Source organism: Chitinophaga fulva (genome assembly GCF_012927205.1).
Classification (GTDB): Bacteria; Bacteroidota; Bacteroidia; order Chitinophagales; family Chitinophagaceae; genus Chitinophaga; species Chitinophaga fulva.
This window is the reverse complement of sequence record NZ_JABBGC010000002.1, coordinates 220259-239924: the sequence shown is the minus strand read 5'-3', so window position 1 is coordinate 239924 and position 19666 is coordinate 220259. Positions and strand designations below refer to the sequence as shown.

At 49.6% G+C, this 19666-nt stretch carries 17 protein-coding genes; 8 read left to right on the top strand and 9 right to left on the bottom strand.

Translation table 11 applies throughout. The features are described from left to right. Positions 1-6 precede the first annotated feature (6 nt). A complete protein-coding gene (locus HHL17_RS17685) occupies positions 7-579 on the bottom strand; it encodes a 5-formyltetrahydrofolate cyclo-ligase (protein ID WP_169226158.1) in 573 nt (190 codons plus the stop codon). Beyond that, positions 576-1217, bottom strand: a complete 642-nt coding sequence (gene bioD, locus HHL17_RS17680) for a dethiobiotin synthase (protein ID WP_169226157.1) — start codon at positions 1215-1217, stop codon at positions 576-578. The genes HHL17_RS17685 and bioD overlap by 4 nt, the downstream gene beginning before the upstream one ends. 305 nt (positions 1218-1522) lie before the next feature. Here bioD and HHL17_RS17675 point away from each other — a divergent pair, with 305 nt between their 5' ends. The 3 genes from HHL17_RS17675 to HHL17_RS17665 all read left to right on the top strand — a co-directional run bounded on the left by HHL17_RS17675 (position 1523) and on the right by HHL17_RS17665 (position 4432). Continuing rightward, the gene (locus HHL17_RS17675) at positions 1523-2881 is read left to right on the top strand and encodes a pyridoxal-phosphate dependent enzyme (protein WP_169226156.1); all 1359 of its coding nucleotides are present in this window, start codon (positions 1523-1525) and stop codon (positions 2879-2881) included. A 5-nt stretch (positions 2882-2886) separates the two neighbouring features. After that, on the top strand, positions 2887-3699 hold the full coding sequence (locus tag HHL17_RS17670; protein WP_169226155.1) for a helical backbone metal receptor: 813 nt from the start codon (positions 2887-2889) through the stop codon (positions 3697-3699). A gap of 289 nt (positions 3700-3988) precedes the next feature. Beyond that, positions 3989-4432 (top strand): QcrA and Rieske domain-containing protein, encoded by a 444-nt coding sequence (locus HHL17_RS17665; protein ID WP_169226154.1) that lies wholly within the window; start codon positions 3989-3991, stop codon positions 4430-4432. 164 nt (positions 4433-4596) lie between these two features. Here the strand turns inward: HHL17_RS17665 and HHL17_RS17660 are convergent, their stop codons facing one another. Beyond that, the gene (locus tag HHL17_RS17660; protein ID WP_169226153.1) at positions 4597-5412 is read right to left on the bottom strand and encodes an alpha/beta fold hydrolase; all 816 of its coding nucleotides are present in this window, start codon (positions 5410-5412) and stop codon (positions 4597-4599) included. A gap of 135 nt (positions 5413-5547) precedes the next feature. Here HHL17_RS17660 and fbaA point away from each other — a divergent pair, with 135 nt between their 5' ends. The 4 genes from fbaA to HHL17_RS17640 all read left to right on the top strand — a co-directional run bounded on the left by fbaA (position 5548) and on the right by HHL17_RS17640 (position 9461). After that, a complete protein-coding gene (gene fbaA, locus HHL17_RS17655; protein ID WP_169226152.1) occupies positions 5548-6615 on the top strand; it encodes a class II fructose-bisphosphate aldolase in 1068 nt (355 codons plus the stop codon). A 233-nt stretch (positions 6616-6848) separates the two neighbouring features. Further along, entirely contained in the window at positions 6849-7697 is an 849-nt protein-coding gene (gene accD, locus HHL17_RS17650) for an acetyl-CoA carboxylase, carboxyltransferase subunit beta (RefSeq protein WP_169226151.1), read from the top strand. Positions 7698-7817: 120 nt separating this feature from the next. Beyond that, on the top strand, positions 7818-8255 hold the full coding sequence (gene smpB, locus HHL17_RS17645) for an SsrA-binding protein SmpB (protein WP_168875012.1): 438 nt from the start codon (positions 7818-7820) through the stop codon (positions 8253-8255). A gap of 39 nt (positions 8256-8294) precedes the next feature. After that, positions 8295-9461, top strand: a complete 1167-nt coding sequence (locus HHL17_RS17640) for a tetratricopeptide repeat protein (RefSeq protein ID WP_169226150.1) — start codon at positions 8295-8297, stop codon at positions 9459-9461. A 65-nt stretch (positions 9462-9526) separates the two neighbouring features. On the opposite strand, the gene trxA is transcribed toward HHL17_RS17640, so the two are convergent. Next, positions 9527-9823, bottom strand: coding sequence for a thioredoxin (gene trxA, locus HHL17_RS17635; protein WP_168875010.1), 297 nt, complete (start codon positions 9821-9823; stop codon positions 9527-9529). Between the two features lie 147 nt (positions 9824-9970). Between trxA and HHL17_RS17630 the strand changes: the two genes are divergently transcribed. Next, complete coding sequence (locus tag HHL17_RS17630; protein WP_169226149.1) at positions 9971-10537, top strand: methyltransferase family protein; 567 nt, start codon at positions 9971-9973, stop codon at positions 10535-10537. 57 nt (positions 10538-10594) lie between these two features. On the opposite strand, the gene HHL17_RS17625 is transcribed toward HHL17_RS17630, so the two are convergent. From HHL17_RS17625 to HHL17_RS17605, 5 genes are all read right to left on the bottom strand, one after another. Further along, positions 10595-12088 carry a RagB/SusD family nutrient uptake outer membrane protein gene (locus tag HHL17_RS17625; protein ID WP_169226148.1) on the bottom strand — a complete coding sequence of 498 codons (1494 nt, stop codon included), beginning with the start codon at positions 12086-12088 and terminating at the stop codon, positions 10595-10597. Between the two features lie 10 nt (positions 12089-12098). Then, a complete protein-coding gene (locus HHL17_RS17620; protein ID WP_240975901.1) occupies positions 12099-15170 on the bottom strand; it encodes a SusC/RagA family TonB-linked outer membrane protein in 3072 nt (1023 codons plus the stop codon). 458 nt (positions 15171-15628) lie between these two features. After that, on the bottom strand, positions 15629-17344 hold the full coding sequence (gene aspT / locus HHL17_RS17615; RefSeq protein ID WP_169226146.1) for an aspartate-alanine antiporter: 1716 nt from the start codon (positions 17342-17344) through the stop codon (positions 15629-15631). Positions 17345-17400: 56 nt separating this feature from the next. Then, positions 17401-17859: a ribonuclease HI gene (gene rnhA / locus HHL17_RS17610; RefSeq protein ID WP_169226145.1), complete on the bottom strand. Its 459-nt coding sequence runs from the start codon at positions 17857-17859 to the stop codon at positions 17401-17403. A gap of 127 nt (positions 17860-17986) precedes the next feature. Beyond that, positions 17987-19624: an acyl-CoA carboxylase subunit beta gene (locus HHL17_RS17605; RefSeq protein WP_206156072.1), complete on the bottom strand. Its 1638-nt coding sequence runs from the start codon at positions 19622-19624 to the stop codon at positions 17987-17989. Between the last annotated feature and the right edge of the window lie 42 nt (positions 19625-19666).

Sequence of the window (19666 nt, the reverse complement as noted above, 5' to 3'; positions counted from 1 at the left end):
GGTTGTTTAAAAATGATAAATAAGGTCCGGCGTCACCACCGTCTGCAGGGGCACGTCCCAGGGATCGGCATCGCTGATGCCCTCAATAGGGCCAAACAGCGAAAGCCCTACCGTGCGCACATCCGGGCGGCACAGTTTCAGGAAACGGTCGTACATGCCTTTGCCATAACCCACCCGCTGGCCCTGCTGATCGAAAGCCAGTAAAGGCACCATCACCAGGTCGATGGTTTCCGGCTGTACCTGTTCACCATTTTCCGGCTCCGGGATGCCGAAACGGTTTTTCACCAGTACCGTGTTGCTATGCCACGCATAATGGAGCATATCGCCGGTTTTCATGTCGGCCTTTGACAGCACCAGCTGTATGTCCGGGTGCTGTTGCCGCAGCCATTGGGCCAATAGCCAGGTATCGACTTCTTTTTTTTCCGAGATGGGAAGGAAAAGATGCAGATAACGCACTCCCTGGTAATCCAGCTGGCGGGCATTGGCCAGCAGCCGTTCGTTCAGGTCTGCCGCCGTGGCGTCTGGGAGGTTCAGGCGCTGTTCCAGGAAGTGTTTTCGTATATCCTTTTTGGTGATCATGCCAGTAACGCCTTTAGGGGAGCTGACAAAAGTTGTGCCTGTTGCTGCACAAATGCCATATTGACCTCCACGGCCTGCGGGATACGCCCGATACGGGGATATCCGCTAAGCCGCACCACATCATCTTCATTAGTATGGTAATCGCCGCCAAAAATCCAGCCTATAACGGGAACGCCTGCATGTTGCAGTACCCGGGCCGTCAGCAGGCTGTGATTGATGCTACCGAGATAATTCTGTGCTGCGATAATGACGCCGGCGCCGAGATCGCGGACCAGGTCCAGCGTCAGGATGTCGTCGGTCAGCGGCACCAGCAGTCCACCAGCACCTTCTATCACCAATGGCCGGCGGGCCGGTTGCAGCAGGCCTGCCTGCCTTACAATTTCAGCAGTGTCGATGGTAACGTGTTCCATGCGCGCGGCCAGGTGAGGCGAAGCCGGCTCCTTTAATACATAAGCTTCCGGATGGCAAACCGTGATGCCTTCCGGCACCAGGGCCCTGACAGTCTGCGTGTCAGTCCCCTCTTCAGACCCTGATTGTACAGGCTTCCAGTAGTCGGCCTCCAGGGCGGTGGTCACACAGGCGGATATGATGGTTTTCCCTACACCGGTACCGATACCGGTTACAAATATTCGATTCATCTACGGCAAATATAACGGAGGAATTATGAATTACGAATTACGAATTACGAATGGGGGCTGTTTTCGGGGTGAGCAATCAGGAATGGTGACAGATTTTAACATTTTCTAAATCTTGGATGTTTTCCATCAATTTACGGTTATTATTAAAAATAATTCATCTACCTAAATCATTATCAGAAAAACAAAAAGAAATCAGGGGGTTCTGCCGATAGCCGGTTAACCCCGCTTACAGCAAATTAACGGCAGCGGCCTGTTTGTTTGGGCTTAATTCGTAATTTACAACTGTACACAACCTCATTCATTTTATGAAATACGCAGCAAACATTCTCGAAACGATAGGACATACCCCGCTGGTAAAACTGAACCGCGTAACCGCTACCCTCCCTTGTCCCGTGTTCGCCAAAGTGGAATTTTTCAATCCCGGCAACTCCATTAAAGACCGTATGGCCATTAAGATGGTGGAAGTGGCAGAACAGAAAGGCCTGCTCAAACCCGGCGGCACCATCATTGAAGGTACTTCCGGCAATACCGGTATGGGCCTGGCCCTCGCAGCCGTGATTAAAGGCTACAAATGTATCTTCACCACCACCGATAAACAGTCCAAGGAAAAAGTAGATATCCTTAAGGCCGTAGGTGCAGAAGTGATCGTATGCCCGACCAACGTGGAACCGGAAGATCCCCGCTCCTACTATTCCGTATCCAAAAGACTGGCTACCGAAATACCCAACTCGTTTTACGTTAATCAATATGATAACCTCGCCAACCGCGACGCCCATTACGAGCAGACCGGCCCCGAAATCTGGGAACAGACAGATGGCAAGGTAACACACCTCATCGTGGCCACCGGCACCGGCGGTACTATTACCGGCACCGGCAAATTCCTGAAGGAAAAAAATCCGAACATCAAAGTATGGGCCATCGATAGTTATGGCTCCCTGCTCAAAAAATATTTCGAGACCGGTGAAATAGATATGGGTGAAGTATATCCTTATATCACCGAAGGTATCGGCGAAGACTTCGTGCCGCAGAACTACGATATGAGCGTCATCGACGCCTTCACCAAAGTAACGGACAAAGACGGCGCCGTCATGGCCCGCCGCATCACCAAAGAAGAAGGGATTTTTGTTGGCTACTCCGCCGGATCAGCCGTAGCGGGACTGATGCAGCTCAAAGACACCCTGAAGCCGGACGACGTGGTAGTGGTGATTTTCCACGACCATGGCAGCCGTTACGTAGGTAAAGTTTACAACGACCAGTGGATGATGGAACGTGGCTTCCTCGACGTAAAAACCGTAAAAGACATTGTAGGTGCCCGCCGGAACATGCCGCTGGTCACCATCAATGCAGAAGAGAAAGTAAGCGAAGCCATTGCCAAAATGCGCAAATTCGATATTGAACATATCCCTGTCACCAATGGCAACGACATCATCGGCGCTGTTTCAGAAAATGGGCTGTTCAACAAGCTGATTGATAATCCGCACCTGAAAGACGCTTCCGTACAGGAAGTCATGCACGCTCCGTTCCCGATGGTGAACCAGGATACACCGATAGAAAAGCTGTCCGTTTACATCAATCGTGAAAACGGCGCCGTGATGACAAAAGACGAAAGCGGCGATCATCATATTGTAACCAAATACGACATCATCCAGGCCCTGGGCCGTTAGTTATTATGTTCCGGGATCAACTGAACCGTACCATTCATCTGCCGGAGGCACCTAAGCGGATTATTTCGCTGGTGCCTTCGCAGACAGAACTGTTATATACCCTCGGGCTGGACGAGGAAGTGGTGGGCATCACCAAATTCTGTGTACATCCGGAGTCGTGGTTTCGCAGCAAAACGCGCGTAGGTGGCACCAAAAACGTACGCATGGACGTGATCAGGGAACTGTCTCCCGATCTGATCATCGCCAACAAAGAAGAAAATACAGCCGAAGATGTGAAAGCATTGATGGAACATTATCCTGTATGGGTGAGCAACATACAATCACTCGAAGACGCTTGTGAGATGATCACCGGCATCGGCGCCATTACACGGAAGACCGACGCCGCCACACAGCTGGCAGACACGGTCCGGCAACGTTTCGCGGCACTACGGCCACTCCCCCATCCGGTACCCACCGCCTACTTTATCTGGCGCGATCCATGGATGGCCGCCGGCGGAGATACTTTCATTCACCAGATGTTGCAACATTGCGGTCTGCAGAATGTATTTGCAGACATACCACGTTATCCGGCTATCGACGAAGAACAGCTGGCAGCCAGCGGTTGCAGGCTGGTGCTCTTATCTTCCGAACCGTATCCTTTTAAAGAAAAACATATCCATGAAATACAGGCCATTCTTCCCGACGCGCATGTAATGCTGGTAGACGGCGAATTGTTTTCGTGGTATGGCAGCCGGCTGCTGGAAGCACCGGCGTATTTTCAAACGTTGATATCCGAAATATCCGGGATTTTTGATCTGCCCGCGGTTTCCCAGGGCTGAAGCCCTGGGCTACGTTGTTGTTCAGGTTCTTTTGCAGCGAGGCTGCTTTGGAATATTGAGATGGCTTAGTATATCGATTGCCTGTATCGATTACCGATATCGATTACCGATATCGATTACCGATATCGATTACCTGTATCGATTGCCTGTATCGATTGCGCTGAGCGATAATGTAAATCAGGAGCCGCTATGGAGCGGCTTTTTTGCATTCTTATTATTGACTAAGCAACCGTTTTGTTTTCTTCTCCGTAACAAGTGTATCCACCATTTCATTCACAAAACACTTTTTATGGAAAGAAGGGATTTTGTATCCAACATCGGAATGACACTGGCGCTGGCCTGTGTCGGCGGATTGGCAGCCTGCAGCAAGGGCGGGGACGGTTACGGGTCCTCACCACAACCAACGCCCGGCGGCCCTAACGCGAAATTGTCGCTCAACCTGAGCACAGATCTTCCTAATCCCGGCGACTTTAAAATCTCCAATGGGGTCATCATCATCCGTACCGGTACAGGCAAGACTGCAGCGGATTTCACGGCATTGTCCAGTACCTGTACCCACCAGGGATGTACCGTTGCCACGTTCAACAATACTTCCAGGCTGATAGAATGTAACGCGCCTTGCGGCCATGGCAGCAGGTATACGACCAGTGGCGCGGTGAATACCGGTCCGGCCACAGCACCGTTGACAGCATATACCATTACCGTTAGTGGCAATTCCTTAACTGTTAGTTGAGTACGAATTACAAATAAGAAGTCCGGGTTAGTCAGTAATCTACTGATATCCTGACAACCTTTCCCATGGCGCAAAAATAATATCAACACCACAGAGCAGTATAGCTCCAAAAGGGCCTGAACAACAACATAGCCCAGGGCTTCAGCCCTGGGACCGTAATTGATTTAGTGTTTTATCAGGAAATCCAGCACCCATCCGGCGAAGTAGGGAGAGCGTACCACGCCGTTATGATCGCCGGCCACGGTGCCGTGCATGCCGCGGGGCATCATGGCGGCGAGGGAGCCGCCGGTATCATTATCTTCATCTTTATCTCCTCCGATCACCAGTACCGGCTGTTGTACCTTTGCCAATTCAGCTGGCGTGGTGGCCGGTTGGCCCCATTGCATCAGCGCCAGCGCCCGCTGGTCTAACCCCTTCGCCTGTACGTTTTTGACCATGGCTGCCAGTTCCGGTACATCTTTTCCGGAGAGGGCATCATAAAATTTCAACCGGCGTGGCCATGCAGGGTCGGTGAACCCGGTGCCGATGCCGCCGAGCACAGCGCAGGTCACCTTCGGGTCCAGCACCAGCAAACGTGCCGTGATGATAGATCCGCGGGAATATCCCACTACTTTATACGCTGGCAGTTGCAGATGGCTGGCGAGGCCAATGATATCGCGGGCTTCAGCATCCTGTGCATAAGCCAGGCTATCGTGCGGATGGCCGGAAGCGCCGTTGCCGCGCAGGTCCAGCGTGATCACGCGAAACCCACGTTGCAGCAGGGAGTCGTACAAAGGCGTCGTGGGCCATGAATCGCCACTGCCCATGAAGCCGTGCACCAGTATGACCGGTTCACCATTTCCCTTGACGGTGTAGTGGATACGGGTGCCGTCGAAAGAAGAAAAGTAATTGCTGGAATCGTTTGCATTCCGATCAAACGGGCCAGCGAAGAGTATTTTAAAAGAGAGCAGCAGTAATGCGGAGCTGAGGATTTTACGCATAGCAGTAAGGAATAAGGGGTTAAAATGCATTTTTTCGCCTGTATTTTTCAGCGGAGATAAAAATACATTTCGCTATAAATCTTATTTTTTACTGTGTATATTTGCTTTCCTAAAAAAACAAATACATTTTAAAGTATGGGAAAATACAGAGCTGGCGTATTATTCGGCGAAGAGCTGGATGCGCTGTATAACGATGCCAAAGACAACGGATTTGCTATGCCTGCCGTGAACGTAGTGGGAACCAACTCAGTTAACGCGGTACTGGAAACGGCTGCCAAAGTAAATTCACCGGTCATTATACAGTTTTCCAATGGTGGTGCTCAGTTTTACGCTGGTAAAGGTATGCCGAACGACAAGCTGCAGGCTAACATCGCTGGCGGTATCTCCGGTGCGAAACATGTACACGAAGTAGCGAAATATTATGGTGTTCCGGTTGTGCTCCATACTGACCATGCCGCTAAAAAATGGCTGCCATGGATCGACGGTCTGCTGGACGCTGGTGAAGTTTTCTTCAAACAAACCGGTCAACCGCTGTACAGCTCCCACATGCTGGACCTCTCTGAAGAGCCTATCCAGGAAAACATCGAAATCTCCCATAAATACTTTGAGCGGATGAACAAGCTGGGTATGTCCATCGAAATCGAGCTGGGTGTAACCGGCGGCGAAGAAGACGGTGTAGACAACTCCGGCGTGGACAATTCCAAGCTCTATACGCAGCCTGAAGACGTAGCTTACGCTTACGAGGTACTGTCTAAAGTAGGCAGCCGCTTCACCGTAGCTGCTGCATTCGGTAACGTACACGGTGTGTACAGCCCGGGCAACGTGGAACTGCGCCCTGTGATCCTGCAGAACAGCCAGGAATACATCCAGCAGAAATTCGGTACCAAAGCTAAACCGGTATACTACGTATTCCACGGTGGCAGCGGTTCTCCGAAACACCAGATCGCTGAAGCACTGGGCTACGGCGTTATCAAAATGAACATTGACACCGATATGCAATGGGCATTCTGGGAAGGCGTACACGACTACTACGAGGCGAAGAAAGAGTATCTGCAGGGCCAGCTGGGCAACCCTGAAGGTGCTGACAAGCCTAACAAAAAATACTACGATCCTCGCGTATGGCTGCGCAAAGGTGAAGATACCTTTGTAAAACGTCTGGAAGAGGCGTTCCGCGACCTGAACTGCATCAACAGAAACGCATAACGGTCCCCCGAAAGGATACGCCTTAAAGGCGCCTGCCGGACTGATATCAATATAACCGCCTGAAGCGGAAACAAAGCGAACTTATATTAAAATAATCGCTTTTGTTTCCGCTTCATTTTTAATAGTTAAAATAAAACAATTTCCCTCATTTCCGGGAGGAGATTCTGACAACTGTTTGGTTTTATGCATTAATTCGTATCTTGCACCACTATTTTCTAATCTAATAGTAAAATATGTCAAGCTGGTTTAAGCGAATTAAACAAGGCATCTCCACCTCCACCAGTGAGAAGAAAGAAGCACCGGATGGGTTGTGGCACAAGTGTCCTAACTGTAAGAAAACCACCACTGTTAAGGATCTGAAGGAGCACTACTACGTGTGTGATAAATGTAACTATCACAACCGTATCAACTCTAAAGAGTATTTTGAGATTATTTTCGACGACAATCAGTTCGAAGAACTGTTTTCCAATATTTACCCGACCGATTTCCTGGGCTTTAAAGACCTGAAACCATACTCTGACAGGCTGAAGGACGCACAAAAGAAATCCGGCCTGAAAGATGCCATGACTGTTGGCACCGGTAAGGTAAACGGATTAGACCTGGTAGTGGCCTGTATGGACTTCAACTTCATCGGTGGCTCTATGGGTTCTGTGGTAGGTGAAAAAATCGCCCGTTCCATTGACTACTGCATCGTGCACAAAATGCCATTGATGATCATCTCCAAATCCGGTGGTGCACGTATGATGGAAAGTGCTTTCTCCCTGATGCAAATGGCTAAAACATCGGCTAAACTGACCCAGCTTGCCGATGCCAGACTGCCTTTTGTATCCCTGATGACTGATCCTACTACTGGTGGTGTGACCGCCTCCTTCGCTATGCTGGGAGACGTGAATATTGCCGAACCGGGCGCCCTGATTGGCTTTGCCGGTCCGAGGATCATCAAAGAGACCATCAAAAAAGACCTCCCTGCTGGCTTCCAGAGCGCAGAGTTCCTGTTGGACCACGGCTTCCTGGATTTCATCATGGACCGAAAAGAATTAAAAACCAGACTGACCAACCTGCTCAGTCTCTTCAAAAACTAGATATCATTTTGAAATTTGGTTATTTAATCATTTGGATATTGTAGTTTAACATAACAGCTGTTAACAGTTGGCACAATACTCAAATAATTAAATAACCAAATTCCAAAATATCATAGCCCCATGGCCGAATTAAGAAACAGATCAGCATATTTTGAGTACGCAATAGAAGAAAAATTTATTGCGGGAATGGTATTGACAGGAACAGAGATTAAGTCTATCCGTGCCAGCAGGGTCAGTTTTAATGATTCCTTTTGTTATTTTTCAAAAGGAGAATTGTTTGTTAAAAGCCTGCATATCGCCGAATATTCTCACGGCACCAGCGCCAATCATGATCCCCTGCGCGAAAGAAAATTACTGTTGACTAAACGGGAATTAAAAAAAATCGAGAACAAGATCAAAGAACGGGGCTATACCATCGTTCCGCTTCGTATATTCATTACGGATAAAAGTCTTGCCAAAATGGAAATAGGTGTGGGCAAGGGTAAAAAACTGTACGACAAACGGGAATCTATCAAACAACGCGAGTCTGACAGGGAATTACGCCGCCAGATCAAATAACCACCGCTGCAAGCAACGTCACTGCTTAAATCCTGTCCCTTGAATACGATTAGTCTACCTTTCCGTTCTGCCGGCATACGGGGAATGCTATGCCTGTTAGCCTGCTTCCTGCTATGGGGCTGCCGCTCCGGCGAAAAGCTCTACAACAAAGGCAAATATGACGACGCTGTAGCCGCTTTCATCAAAAAGCTCCACCGCAGGCCACAAGACGCCACTGCCCTGCAACTGCTGCCCGAAGCCTATCGCCAGGCACAAAGACTGCATGACGACCGGGTCAATGGCTTTCTCCGCTCCAACAATCAGCTTAAATGGGAACCTATACGCAATGAGTACCGCGCCATGCAACGGCTATACGATCTCATTCACAGCTCCCCCGCCGCCCTACAGGTGGTGACCCCTAAAGATTATCGCGACGCCATTACCGGCGCCCAGGAAAACGCCGCCGAAAGCCGCTATGATCGCGGCATGGCGCTCATGGAACGGGGCGACAAGGCCAGTGCCCGGAAAGCCTACGAGGAATTCGGTGCCTCACTCAAACTGATCAGCAACTACCGCGATGCCAAAGAACGCATGGAAGAAGCTTTTCAGGCCGGCGTAATACATGTGGTGGTGAGTGAAATAGATGTGCGCTCCCCCTTCTTCCAGTTCAGCGCCGACCAGTTCCGCGACTACCTCGTGCGTACACTGCAACAACGCAGCATCAACCGCTTCGTGGCCTTTTACGATGAACGTTTTGCCCGGAACGAAAACCTCCAACCCGATCAGTATATCGCCTTACGCTTCCAGGACTTCGTGGTAGGCCAGACATTTGTAGACCGCCTTCAGCGCGATGTATCCAAAGAGATCGTTACAGGCACCTCCAAAGACACCTCCGGCAAAATCATCAATATATACACTACCGTTAAAGCCACCCTCTTCATCACCAAAAAAACAGTGGTGTCCAAAGGGCTGCTCGACTATCAGATCACCGATACCAATAACGGCCGGGTACTGCGCACAGACCGCATTCCCGGCAGCTACACCTGGCTCAACCAGTTTGGCACCTACCGCGGTGATTACCGCGCGCTGAGCGATGAAGACAAAAATATGATCGGGGGTCAGGATGTAGCGCCACCGCCGCCGCAGGATTTGTTTATCGAATTTACCAGACCGATATATGATCAGCTGGAAAGGGACTTGAGAAGTTACTACAGCAACATCAACTAACATAAAGAAGGCCATGACCACCGCAGTGATCATGGCCTTCTTCATTATGTCAGCATTATCGTAGTTTACAACAAGGGAGTCAATACGGGTATCAGCTGATGTGCCGGTACCACCCCACTCTGGCGCCATGCCAGCTTCCCGTTTTTAAACAACAACATCGTAGGCACACTGCTGATCTGCCATTGGGCAGCCAGCTGCTGGTTTTTATCGATATCGATTTTAATGATCCGAAGTTTGTCTCCAAATTTGTCCTTCACTTCTTTCAGGATAGGCGGCATCATCTTGCAGGGGCCGCACCAGACAGCAAAACAGTCGATCAGCACCGGGGTGTCTGACTGGAGTATAGATTGCAGGTTTTCCATAGCGCACTGATTTAATTCCGATTGCAAAATAATCTTTTTTAAAGACTTGATAATGGAGGAGTTGGGAAGAACGCCGCCAGAAACACTTGACGGCATTGAAAACATTTCATACATTAGGTATATCTGTAATTTCAACTTAAGCCGCCGATGAACACATTATCCTCTATTATCTACATGATCTGGTTTCTTTCAGAGATATTATTGCACAGGATACTGCGGGGAGGAGCGCCGGACGACAAAAAGAAAAAAGACAAAGGCAGCCTGGTCTATATCTGGATTATTATCCTGATCAGCATCAATGTCGCCGTATACGTGTCTTACCAAACACGGTTTCCTATACTGCAGCAGGGCAGCCTGATGAACTACATCGGGTTATCCGTCATCCTGGCCGGTATGATATTGCGTTTTTACGCCATTGCCTCACTGGGCCGGCTGTTTACCGTAGTGGTGACTATCCGTAAAGATCATCGCATCAAGAAAGACGGCATCTATGGTGTGCTCCGGCATCCCTCCTATGCCGGGTCCCTGTTGTCTTTCCTCGGCTTTGGCCTGTCGCTCAACAACTGGGTGGGGCTGATCATTGCATTTGTCCCTGTATTGGTGGCCTTCATCTATCGCATGGATATCGAAGAAAAAGTGCTGACAGAACAGTTTGGCAGCGAATACACGGATTACATCCAACACACCCGTCGCATCCTTCCTTTTATTTATTAAGAGACATAAAAAAGCCTTCGGAAAAACTTCCGAAGGCTTTTTTATGAAGGGTAAAAACTAGTTGTTGATGTTTGGATTGTTCTGCAATTCGCTGATGGGAATGGCGAACAGATAGTAATTGCTGTTTTTCACAAAAGCACTACCATCAGGCAATTTCAATGTACGATGCCCTACCCCGCGTACTTTCACGATAGAACCATCAGGCTGTGGTACGTTGATAATACTGTCTGCACCGGTGTAAGACTTAAACGGTTTCCTGACTACGGTACCGCCTGTACGAATAATATCCACCAGTGAGAACCCTTCACCCCACAGCTCTTTTCGTCTTTCCAGCAGGATCGTGTCGGTTACAGAACCGCCACCGTTGAAGAGATGGGAGTTACGCGCTGTTCTCAGTACATTGAGCACCTCGGCAGCTTTCGCAGCATTATTGTTGCGGGCGTGCGCTTCCGCTTCAATCAGGTACATCTCTGCAGAACGCATCAGCACAATGTCAGACACCATACCACCCGGGTCACGGAAGCGGAATTTTTTGTACAGCAGTGCGCCGGGACCGCTGGTGCTCCACTGGAACAAACGGAAACGTACGTCTGTGCTGTCAAAATAGCCCTGGAACCATGGGTCGGCCTTATAACTTTTATAATAAGCTACCGGCGTGGACACATCGAGAAAATTAAACGTAGATGCAGCCACGTTCTGGCTTGGTGTCTGCGGCTGGCCCCAGATCCATTCCGGATTACCTACATCGTTGAAGCCTTTGTTATAGTCATCACCAGACATCAGCGGATAACCGTTACGTGCCGCCACAGCAGCGGCGATGGCTTTCGCCGGCTGATTGCTGTAGAGATAAGCGCGCGCCAGTAACCCGTTGGCTACATTACCATCAATTTTGAATTTCTGTGTGGAGCTACGGCTATAGTCTGCCAGTAAAGGCACAGCCGCCTGTAAGTCGGTGATGGCCTGCGCGTACACCTGTGTTACCGTAGATCTGGCCTTACCCGGTGTAGCCGGATTAGCCGGATCAGTGTATATGGGTACTGATTTAGCGCTCGGATCGTTGGTTACACCGAAAGAATAGAATTCCGCCAGTGTCAGGTAGCACCAGCCCCTTAAAGCGGACGCCTGGCCTTTCAACAGCTTGCGTTTGGCATCGTCGCCGGGCACCTGATCTATTTTAGACAGAAAGTTGTTGCAGTTATCGATGGTTTTGTACAAGATGGTCCAGTAAGCACTCACCCTGTTTTTGGTATTGTCCGACATTTCGTTAAATGTGTATGAATCCCTGAAACCATAGGAGGTGGTCAACGCCACATCACTGCCCATAGCGTCGCTGGTAAGGTCCAGCGATTTGATGCCCGGAACGGCGAAAGTGAAGTAGGTTTCAAACATATATGCCCAAATCCCTGTCAGCGCAGTTTCTGCGTTGTCGACAGTGTTAAACACCTGATCGTCGGGTACGGCATTGGTAGGCCGCGTGTCCAGGAAATCCTTGTTGCAGGCTGAAAAGACAGCTGCGGCGAATATAGCGATGAATAATATGTACTTTTTCATGACACAGTTTTTAGAAGCTCAGATTAATACCAGCGGATAAAGATTTTACGGCCGGGTAACGATAGTAGGTAGTACCACCAACGGTCTGTTCAGGGTCCATGCCTTTATGGCCGTACAAGGTGAACAGGTTTTCTCCCTGTACATACACCATGATGTTATTCAGGTGAGCCCTTTCCATTAACGTCTTCGGCAGTGTGTAACTGAGGTTTACGCTTTTCAGCCTGGCATAGGTAGCATCATACAGGAAACGGGTGGAAGTGCCCGTCCAGCTGGCAGCTACGGTATTTACCTGCGGTACGTCTGTATTGCGGTTAGTCGGTGTCCAGGCGTTCAGCACTTCTGTAGACCATGCGCGACCGGCAGAACCACCCAGTCCCATCAGGAAAGTATAGTCGTTGTCCAGTACTTTACCGCCGATGCTATACACGATCAGGAATGACAGCGAGAAGTTTTTGTAAGCGAATGTGTTGGTCAGACCACCATACAGATCAGGCAATGATGATCCGGAATAATACAGGGACGCCTTGCTGTAGTTGCTGGTATCCTTGATGCTGCCATCAGGATTGGTGTATTTCCACTGTGCCACACCGGTATTCGGGTTCACGCCTGCCCATTGACGGATGTAGAAGTCATAGATGGATTTGCCTACCATGAGCTTTTTGGTACCGCTAATGATCTCGTTTTGCGGCAGGCTGGTAACCTTGTTCCTGTAGTGTGTCATATTGAGATCGATATTCCAGCTGAAGTTCGTAGTTCGTATAGGCGTACCATGCAGACTGAGCTCTATACCGGTATTTTTCAGCGCGCCTACGTTCTCATCTACTGAACCGTAGCCGATAGAAGGTGGTTTCGGTCTGGAATACAGCAGGTCCTGTGATTTGCGGACAAAGAATTCCGCGCTGCCGCCGAAACGGTTATCGAACATAGACCAGTCCACACCTACATTGAGGTTGAGGTTAGTTTCCCATTTCAGCTTCTCGTTGAACAGGAATTCGCGGAAAGTACCACCCAATCCGAGGTTGCTGTTAACTGAATACAGCGGCAGATAGTTGTAGTAACGGTCTGTGCCAAGGTTGTCGTTACCTTGCCCGCCGTAGCTGGCGCGCAGCGTCAACAGGTTGAGCCAGGAAGTATTTTTCAGGAAGGTTTCTTCCGTCATTTTCCAGGAAGCGCCTACAGACCAGAAAGTGCCCCAACGGCGGTTCGGTGCGAAGCGGGAAGATCCGTCGCGACGCAGAGAGGTGGAGAAGAAATATTTTCCGGCGTAGTCATATTCCGCTCTTCCGAGGTAGGAATTCTGCCTGTAGTTGTCTGAGTAACCTTCGAAACCGCCAATCAGGGCAGCATCGGAAGGTTCATCGATACCTGGCACAGAGAACCCGGATTTAGACCCCTCGAGGTAAGTATATTTAAATTTATAGGCTTCCTGACCGAGCAACACATTCAGGTGATGTTTCTCATTGAAGGTATTTTCGTAGGTCAGGAGGTTGTTGAAAGTCCAGCTGAAAGTGCGGTAGTTGCCTTTCAGTACAGTACCACCTACCTCAGCGTCGAAGCCGAGGGTGGGGTTGGTATAGTCGTGCTTTATACGGGTGGAGTAGTCAGCGTTGTAGCTGGTTTTAAACTTCAGCCCTTTGTAAAGTGTAGCTTCTGCATAAAAACGGCCGGATACATCATCGCGGGTCACATCGTGTTTATCTATGCCGGAAGTCTGTACCAGGTTGGTACGGGGATTAGCCGGATCGGGACGATAGTCGCCGAAATCGAATATTTTGTTGCCTTTGGCATCGAGGAGATAGGAGCCGGTATTCGGGTCACGCTGATACACCGGGTACATAGGCCCCATCAGACGACCGTAGTTGACATAGTTGTCGCTGCGGCTGTCTTCAGACGGCGGCGCCTGTTGATCGGAATGGGCAGCGCTGAGGTTAAAGCCTACTTTCAGCCATTTGCGGGCGTCTATGTCGAAGTTGGAGCGTACAGTATATCGTTTGAAGCCAGAGCCGAGGTAGATGCCCTGGTCATCGAGGTAACCACCGGAGATGAGGTAACGGGTTTTATCGGTAGCACCGCTGATGGCCACATTGGCTTCAGTACGGTGACCCGTACGTTGCATGGCTTTGCTCCAATCATCGTTCCACAAGGGTTTAGCACCAGCAACCAGTTTACCGTCGGTACCCACCGGCTGAGGGAAGGCGCTGCCATAAGGATTAATCCCCAGCTCCCCTACCAGGTTTTGGCTGGCGTCTCTCGCGGAGCTGATGGAGTCATTGCCATTTGCCAGGCCCTCGTTGAACAAAGCGCGCCAGTACATCGGGAAATACTGATCAACAGACATCCTGTCATAATCTTTCACCGCTCTTTTGGAAAAACCCTGACTAACGCGAACGTCTATATTACTGCCTTTGGCTTTTCCTTTTTTAGTGGTGATAATGATAACACCGTTAGCGCCACGGGAACCATACAATGCTGAGGAGGCTGCGTCTTTCAGTACACTGATGGATTCGATATCATACGGGTTAATCGCGTTGATATTACCACCATAAGGCACCCCGTCCACCACGTAAAGCGGGTCAGCTGAAGCGTTAATAGAACCAACGCCGCGGATACGGATCGTAGCGTCAGAACCAGGTTGCCCGCTCTGGGAAGCGCTCTGTACACCGGGAGCGAGGCCCTGCAGGGCTTTGGTAACGCTGGACACCTGGCGGTTTTCCAGTTCAGCGCCCTTTATTTGTGAAACGGAACCGGTATAGGAACTTTTTTTAGCGGTACCATAAGCGATGACTACTATCTCATCAATATTTTTACCGGCAGATTGTAGCGTGATTGTCAGCGGTGTTGTACTAATAGGTACTTCCTGCGATGTCATGCCTACATATCTGATGACCAATGTTGTAGCCGCCGGATCTGTAACTTCCAGCCGGAAGGAACCGTTAGGCCCTGTCAGCACCCCTTTCGTCGTTCCTTTAATGACGATGGTGGCGCCGGGCAGCGGTTCTTTGTCCTTGCCCGACAGGACAGTACCTGTAACGGTACGTACCTGTGAAAATGCTGCCAGTGGCCCCAGCAGCAAGAGAATCATAAGCAATCGTTGTAACATAAATCTATGGTTGATTTGGTTTGAGAACGAATAAAGGCAGCAAAAACCCATGCCGGCGTAAGCAAATAACACCGGCTAAGCCTCCTCTTATTTTTTTGTACTGTGACAGCAATCTTCCGGAAACAGTCCATGTTGCTGTAACCTGTTGTTTCGAAAGATCTGTTGTGCAGAAAGTGATTCGAATTTAACTACAGCAACAACAACTTTGGTTGATGCATTTAACTGGCTGGTTATTTATTTCCATCATCGGTTTTCTTTGTTGTTTTGTCTTCATCGCAATACTCTATTAATTCTATAGACTAATCGGGGCGCAAAGCTAGGTCGTTTGTATGTAAACAACAAAAGAAATGTTAAAAAAGTTAGAAAAATGGGATACAGCCTTCATTTTTTGTGATGACCGGTTACTTTTTTATATAGATTTTAAAACTCATATATTTATATTACCCCTTGTGCATCAGCAACACGATGATCACACCGGAAGTAGTGAGGGTGATGTTGGCCACCGCATAAGCCACAGTATAACCTAAGGCCGGCACTTTACTGTTGAGCGTATCCTGAACAGCCAGCAACGGCGCCGATTCATCATGCGCACCGGCACAGGCGCCCAAACCAATAGCGGGATGAAATTTGAAGACGTATTTAGACAGGAACAGCGCCACTACCATGGGTAACAGGCTTAACACCAAACCTGCGAGGAACAATGTCAGTCCTTCCTGTTTTAATCCCTGTAAAAAGCCATCGCTGGCAGTAAGCCCTACGATAGCGATAAACACATGCAATCCCAGTTTTGTCAGCACCCACTGAGAAGAAGGTGGTATATATCCGAAACGTGGATTCACGCTGCGCAACCATCCGAAGAAAAGTCCTGCGATCAGTGCGCCCCCGCTGGTACTCAGTTCTATCGGCACATTACCGATGCGTACGCTCATGGCGCCTACCAGCGTACCCAATGCAATGCCGCCTGCCAGGTATGGAATATCCGTTTCTACGCCTGCCCGTTCTTTAAAACCCAGTACAGGCACGGCCTGGTCTAATTCCTCCTGTATGCCCACCAGCTCGGCCACATCGCCTTTTTGCAAAATGGTATTGGCTTCCAACGGTATCTCGATACCGGTACGTGTAATTTTCCGGACACTGATGCCATGCAGCTGCGGCTGGCGCACCAACACTTTGATCGGTTTATTGATGGCGTTGCTCTTATTGATCACCACATTGATAGCCTGCACGGGGAAGGTCAACAGATCAGCATCTGCTACTTCCTTGCCCAGCATAGTACCGGAAGCAATAGCTGCAGAACGTTGCCCGCCAACTGCTATAATATCTCCCTGACGTATCACAAAATCCTGCGGAGTAGCCATCATCTCCCCTTCCCTCCTTACGCGCAACAGATACAACACTCTTTTTTTCCTCCGGAAAAATGCTTCCAGTTCTCCCACAGATTTCCCTTCTTCGCCCACCAGCTCACCATTGACGAGGTAAGCCCTGAAAGCCACGTGATCGTAAGCGTTTTTGATATCTCCGTCTTCTTCAGCATTCGTATCAGTCATCGTTGCTTCGAGCTTGCGGGTTTCTTCTATCAGCTTCTCCCTGCTGCCGGACATGAACCAGGGACCGATGACCGACAGGAACCAGCTGGTGCCTGCTGTTCCAAAGATGTAGGTCACCGCATAGGCTACAGGGATCTGGTTGACCAGCCGCTCCTTGTCTGCGATACTGATGTCCAGCTCGTTGATGGTATTGGAAGCAACGCCGATAATAGCAGAACAGGTGTTGGCACCAGACATCAGTCCGGCGGTGGTACCCGTATCAAATCGCAGGATAGAAGCAATGGCCCAGCAGAAAAAAAGGCTGCTGCAACAAACGATAAAAGAGAATATCGCTATCGGGAGACCATCTTTTTTCAGTCCCTGGAAAAACTGCGGACCGATGCTGTAGCCCGTACCAAACAGGAACAACAGGAAAAAGATGGATTTGGCCGCGCCGGGGATCTGGATATGGATACCGCCAATGACGATACCTACCAGCAGTACGCCAGTGACAGTGCCGAGTGTAAAACCTTTGATGCGTAATTTGCCCAGGAGAAAACCAATGAGCAGGGTTAACATGACGGCTATTTCCGGATATTTCTGGAGGGTTTCTATCAGCCAGGTAAGCATAAACGAAGTTTTTCCGTTTATATTACAATCCGGGCTGTCAGTTGGTTCGGCGACAGTTAATTTCCGCTTTCGAAGCCCTGGTCTATCAGCCAGTTACCGCTATCGGCGGCCTGTGTGGCCAGTTCATCACAACGATTGTTGAACGGGTTGCTGGAGTGGCCTTTCACCCATTGCATTTTGACTTTGTGTCTTCTGTAGAGCGGAATAAAACGGAGCCACAGGTCTTTGTTTTTTTTATCTTTAAAGCCGGTTTTTACCCAGCCCCATATCCAACCTTTTTCGATACTGTCCACCACATATTTACTGTCTGTAAAAATGGTCATTTCCACTCCTTCTTTCTTTAATGCTTCCAGTGCGGTGATCACCGCCAGCAGCTCCATCCGGTTGTTGGTTGTTTTACGATATCCCTGTGATAATTCCTTGCGCACACTTCCCCATAATAATATCACACCGTAACCACCGGGCCCGGGATTGCCGCGGGAGGCGCCATCCGTATATATCTGCAATTCTGCCATAGCGCGCAAATATAACGTTCATTTATAAATTTTGACATTTAGTTATTTTGATATTTAGTCAGATTTCTTCGCAGCAAGGAAGTTCAACTACATATCAAAATAACCAAATGTCAGAATATCAAAATATCTAAACCTGGAACACCCCTACGTTAAACGGCTGTTCAACGGGTGCGTTGTTAGCAGCTTTGATGCTTTCCGAAACATGCCTGCGGGTATCAGCAGGGTCAATGATATCATCCACCCAAAGGCGGGCGGCGGCATAGTAAGGAGTGGTCTGGCTGTTGTATTTATCTGTGATTTCTTTGAGCAGGCGGGCTTCTTCATCCGGGGTGATCTCCTGTCCTTTTGCTTTGAGGGAGGCCACCTGGATCTGTAATAATGTTTTAGCAGCCTGTTCACCGCCCATCACCGCAATCTTAGCAGAGGGCCATGCGAAGATAAAACGGGGATCATAAGCTTTGCCGCACATGGCGTAGTTGCCTGCGCCATAGGAGTTGCCGATGATGATCGTGATTTTGGGCACTACTGAATTGGATACTGCGTTAACCAGTTTAGCCCCGTCTTTGATGATGCCGGCATGTTCGCTGCGGCTGCCTACCATGAAGCCTGTTACGTCCTGCAGGAACACCAGTGGTATTTTTTTCTGGTTACAGTTCATGATGAAGCGGGCAGCCTTATCGGCGCTGTCGTTGTAGATAACACCGCCCATCTGCAATTCGCCTTTGCGGCTTTTCACGATTTTACGCTGGTTGGCCACGATGCCTACCGCCCAGCCATCTATGCGGGCATAACCACAGAGGATGCTTTTGCCGTAGTCCTGTTTATATTGATCAAAAGCGGAATCGTCCACGATGCGGTGAATGATATCGAGCATATCATACGGACGGGAACTGTCGGACGGCAGCACGCTGTGGAGGTCTGCTTCCGGCAGTGCGGGCGCCACCGGCTCGATACGGTCAAAGCCGGCAGAGGGGCCTTGTCCTATTTTGCTGACGATCCGTTTTATCTGATCGAGGCATTCTTCATCTGTTTTGAATTTATAGTCAGCGATGCCGGAAATTTCGGTATGGGTAACGGCGCCGCCTAACGTTTCCGCATCTACGTCTTCGCCAATAGCAGCCTTTACAAGATAAGGGCCGGCGAGGAAGATAGAGCCGTTGCCTTCCACCATCAGTACTTCATCGCTCATAATGGGCAGATAGGCGCCCCCAGCCACACAACTGCCCATTACCGCCGCGATCTGGGTGATGCCCATCGCGCTCATGCGGGCGTTGTTACGGAAGATGCGGCCAAAGTGTTCCTTATCCGGGAATATTTCATCCTGCATGGGCAGGAACACCCCGGCACTGTCCACCAGGTAGATGACCGGGAGATGGTTTTCCATGGCTATTTCCTGGAGGCGCAGGTTCTTTTTGCCGGTCAGGGGAAACCAGGCGCCGGCTTTTACCGTCATATCATTGGCCACGATCATGCATTGGCGGCCGCTTACATAACCGATGCCGCCTACAGTGCCGGCAGCGGGGCAACCACCATATTCGGGGTACATATCATAAGCAGCAAAGGCGCCGATTTCAATAAAGGGGCTGTCTTTGTCTATCAGATATTGAATACGTTCCCTGGCCGTCAGTTTGCCCCGTTGGCGGACCTTTTCCAGGCTTTTTTTCCCGCCACCCTGTTCGATGGTCCCGAGGCGTTGTTTCATGGTGCTGATGGCCAGTCTCATGGCATCTTCGTTCTTATTCGTTTCCAGATCCACTTGGTTCATAACGTTTGGGTTTTACTTTAAAAATACCGACAAATAAGTTAA

Excerpts from the sequence above, each read along its gene's own strand:
- fbaA (WP_169226152.1), top strand. The coding sequence starts at position 5,548 with ATGGGAAAATACAGAGCTGGCGTATTATTCGGCGAAGAGCTGGATGCG.
- HHL17_RS17685 (WP_169226158.1), bottom strand. The coding sequence starts at position 579 with ATGATCACCAAAAAGGATATACGAAAACACTTCCTGGAACAGCGCCTG.
- aspT (WP_169226146.1), bottom strand. The coding sequence starts at position 17,344 with ATGCTTACCTGGCTGATAGAAACCCTCCAGAAATATCCGGAAATAGCC.
- HHL17_RS17675 (WP_169226156.1), top strand. The coding sequence starts at position 1,523 with ATGAAATACGCAGCAAACATTCTCGAAACGATAGGACATACCCCGCTG.
- accD (WP_169226151.1), top strand. The coding sequence starts at position 6,849 with ATGTCAAGCTGGTTTAAGCGAATTAAACAAGGCATCTCCACCTCCACC.
- HHL17_RS17670 (WP_169226155.1), top strand. The coding sequence starts at position 2,887 with ATGTTCCGGGATCAACTGAACCGTACCATTCATCTGCCGGAGGCACCT.
- smpB (WP_168875012.1), top strand. The coding sequence starts at position 7,818 with ATGGCCGAATTAAGAAACAGATCAGCATATTTTGAGTACGCAATAGAA.
- trxA (WP_168875010.1), bottom strand. The coding sequence starts at position 9,823 with ATGGAAAACCTGCAATCTATACTCCAGTCAGACACCCCGGTGCTGATC.
- HHL17_RS17605 (WP_206156072.1), bottom strand. The coding sequence starts at position 19,624 with ATGAACCAAGTGGATCTGGAAACGAATAAGAACGAAGATGCCATGAGA.
- HHL17_RS17630 (WP_169226149.1), top strand. The coding sequence starts at position 9,971 with ATGAACACATTATCCTCTATTATCTACATGATCTGGTTTCTTTCAGAG.
- HHL17_RS17620 (WP_240975901.1), bottom strand. The coding sequence starts at position 15,170 with ATGATTCTCTTGCTGCTGGGGCCACTGGCAGCATTTTCACAGGTACGT.
- HHL17_RS17665 (WP_169226154.1), top strand. The coding sequence starts at position 3,989 with ATGGAAAGAAGGGATTTTGTATCCAACATCGGAATGACACTGGCGCTG.
- HHL17_RS17625 (WP_169226148.1), bottom strand. The coding sequence starts at position 12,088 with ATGAAAAAGTACATATTATTCATCGCTATATTCGCCGCAGCTGTCTTT.
- HHL17_RS17660 (WP_169226153.1), bottom strand. The coding sequence starts at position 5,412 with ATGCGTAAAATCCTCAGCTCCGCATTACTGCTGCTCTCTTTTAAAATA.
- bioD (WP_169226157.1), bottom strand. The coding sequence starts at position 1,217 with ATGAATCGAATATTTGTAACCGGTATCGGTACCGGTGTAGGGAAAACC.
- rnhA (WP_169226145.1), bottom strand. The coding sequence starts at position 17,859 with ATGGCAGAATTGCAGATATATACGGATGGCGCCTCCCGCGGCAATCCC.